We start from the raw sequence: 2,215 nt of genomic DNA, 5'->3' as shown, positions 1-2,215 counted from the left end.
GCGCCGACCGGCGCCACCCCCTCCTGTGCTTGCCGTCCGACCTACTCGTAGAGAGCCGGCCGTTCGATCAGCTCAACCTCGACGCGCTGCCCGTCCCGCTGGGCCGACACACCCGCCTCGCACACGGCCGCCGCCGCGTAGCCGTCCCACACGCTCGGTCCGGTGACCTCGCCGCGCCGGGTGGCGTCCACCCACGCCTGGACCTGACGGTCGTACGCGTCCGCGAAGCGTTCCAGATAGTCCGGCGTGACAGCGCCGCCCCACCGGCCGTCGGCGCTGAGCCACGGCCCGGACTCGTCACCGATGCGTACGGTGCCCCGCTCGCACACCGCTTCGGCCTGCACCTGGTAGCCGTAGCCGCAGTGACCGAAGATCTCGACGTCGACGAGCGCCCCCGACTCCGTTTCGAAGAGGACGAACTGGGGGTCGTCCATGCCTTCGGGCGCGTACGACGACGGGGCCGGCTTGAGCACGGTGACGGCTGTGATCTCCTGGTCGAGGAGCCAGCGGGTCACGTCCATCTCGTGCACCACCGAGTCGTTGATGAGCATCTCGTTGGTGAACCAGGGCGGCATGGCCGGGTTGCGGTGCCGGTGGTGCAGCATGAGTGTGTTGCCCAACTGCCCGCTGCGGAGCAGGCGTTCGAGCTTCATGTACTCGGCGTCGTACCGCCGCATGAAGCCCACCTGGATGCGGCGGTGGCCCAGCTTCTGCTCGGCGTCCATCACCCGCAGCGCCGAGGCCGCGTCGGGGGTGAGCGGCTTCTCGCACAGCACCGGGAGATCACGGCGCAGGGCTTCGAGCAGGGCCGCCTCGTGGGCGGGTCCCGGCGAGGCGATGAGGACGGCGTCCACGTCCTGTGCCGCCATGGCGGCCGTGGGGTCGGTGTACGCGGTGCAGCCGTCGATGCCCTCGGCGAGCGTCCTGGCGCGCTCCACCTCGATGTCGACGACGGCCGTCACGCGTGCGCCGCTGACGACCTGATGCAGTCTGCGCACATGGTCCGCGCCCATCTTCCCGGTGCCTACGACGGCAACGCCAAGTGCTCGCTGAGACGGCATGGCCCGATGTCTCCCTGCTGTGGACGTCAGCTGGCCTGTGGTGCCGTTCTACGCGGTGCCACTCAGCACCGAGCGCAGGTGTTCGACGCTGGCCCACACGTCCTCGACCGGACCCTTGTGCCGGGGCTCCTCGGTGAGGATGGTGTCCTGCTCCAGGACGTACCAGCCGTCGTACCCATGTGCGCTGAGGTGGGTCACGATGGCCTCGACGTCGACGTCACCCGCGCCGAGCGGGCGGTACATGCCGTCGCGCACGGCGTCGGTGTAGGTCACGCGGCCGGACTGGACCTTGGCGGCGAGGGAGGCGTCCACGTCCTTCATATGGGTGTGGGCGATCCGTTCGGGTGCCTGACGGGTGAGCTCGGCCGGGTCGGTGCCGCCGATGAGCAGGTGCCCGGTGTCGAGGCAGAGCGAGATCGACGAGTGCTCCAGGACGCGCCGCACCTCGTCGCCGTTCTCGATCATCGTGCCGACGTGCGGGTGCAGGACGGCTCGTACACCGCGTTCGGCGGCCACGGCGGTCAGGCGGTCGAGGTTGGACAGCAGCAGCTTCCAGCCGTCAGCGTCGAGCTCGGGGCGGGAGTCGTAGCCGTCCTGGCCGGTGACGGCCGACAGCACGAGGACGTCCGCGTTCGAGGCCGCGTAGCTCTCCAGGAGCTGTTCCACCTCGGGCACCGGGTCCTGCCCGGGGACGTGCAGCAGGAGCGGGGTGAAGCCGCCGATGGCCTGGAGGTCGTGGTGGGCGAGGACCTGGGCCATGGCGTCCGGTGCGCCGGGCAGGAAGCCCTCGGGGCCGAACTCGGTGGCGGCCAGGCCGACCTCGCGCATCTCCTTCAGGACACGGTCGGGCGTCAACTGGTAGCCCCAGCCGGGGACTTCGCACACCCCCCAGGAGATGGGGGCACCGGCGATCCGGTTCAACTGCTGGGTGTTCATGCCGTGGCCTTTCGGTGGTTCCAGTCGGGGTTGGCGACCGCTGCGCGCCCGGTTCCGAGTCGAAAGACTAGGTGCGTGCACGGCGATGCTGAAGACGTGGAATCCATCAATTACCCGTCATCGGCCTCGTCTTTTTCTCGTCATCCGTGCGCCGGGATGCTCTTGGGCGGAGTTCGCCCGGCGTCGTAGTGTCGGGGCACACCCCCACCTCCCTCCCC

The 2,215-nt window shown here is 69.8% G+C and carries 2 protein-coding genes; both read right to left on the bottom strand.

Going from position 1 to position 2,215, the window contains the following annotated elements; genetic code table 11:
• Positions 1-41: 41 nt before the first annotated feature.
• On the bottom strand, positions 42-1,061 hold the full coding sequence (locus tag FNH08_RS49095) for a Gfo/Idh/MocA family protein (protein WP_152778423.1): 1,020 nt from the start codon (positions 1,059-1,061) through the stop codon (positions 42-44).
• Positions 1,062-1,109: 48 nt separating this feature from the next.
• Entirely contained in the window at positions 1,110-1,997 is an 888-nt protein-coding gene (locus FNH08_RS49090) for a sugar phosphate isomerase/epimerase family protein (RefSeq protein ID WP_152778421.1), read from the bottom strand.
• Positions 1,998-2,215: the final 218 nt, after the last annotated feature.

Source organism: Streptomyces spongiae (assembly GCF_009377185.1).
GTDB classification, from domain to species: domain Bacteria; phylum Actinomycetota; class Actinomycetes; order Streptomycetales; family Streptomycetaceae; genus Streptomyces; species Streptomyces spongiae.
The sequence above is the reverse complement of the archived record's forward strand: the minus strand, read 5'-3'. Positions and strand labels throughout refer to the sequence as shown.

Excerpts from the sequence above, each read along its gene's own strand:
- FNH08_RS49090 (WP_152778421.1), bottom strand. The coding sequence starts at position 1,997 with ATGAACACCCAGCAGTTGAACCGGATCGCCGGTGCCCCCATCTCCTGG.
- FNH08_RS49095 (WP_152778423.1), bottom strand. The coding sequence starts at position 1,061 with ATGCCGTCTCAGCGAGCACTTGGCGTTGCCGTCGTAGGCACCGGGAAG.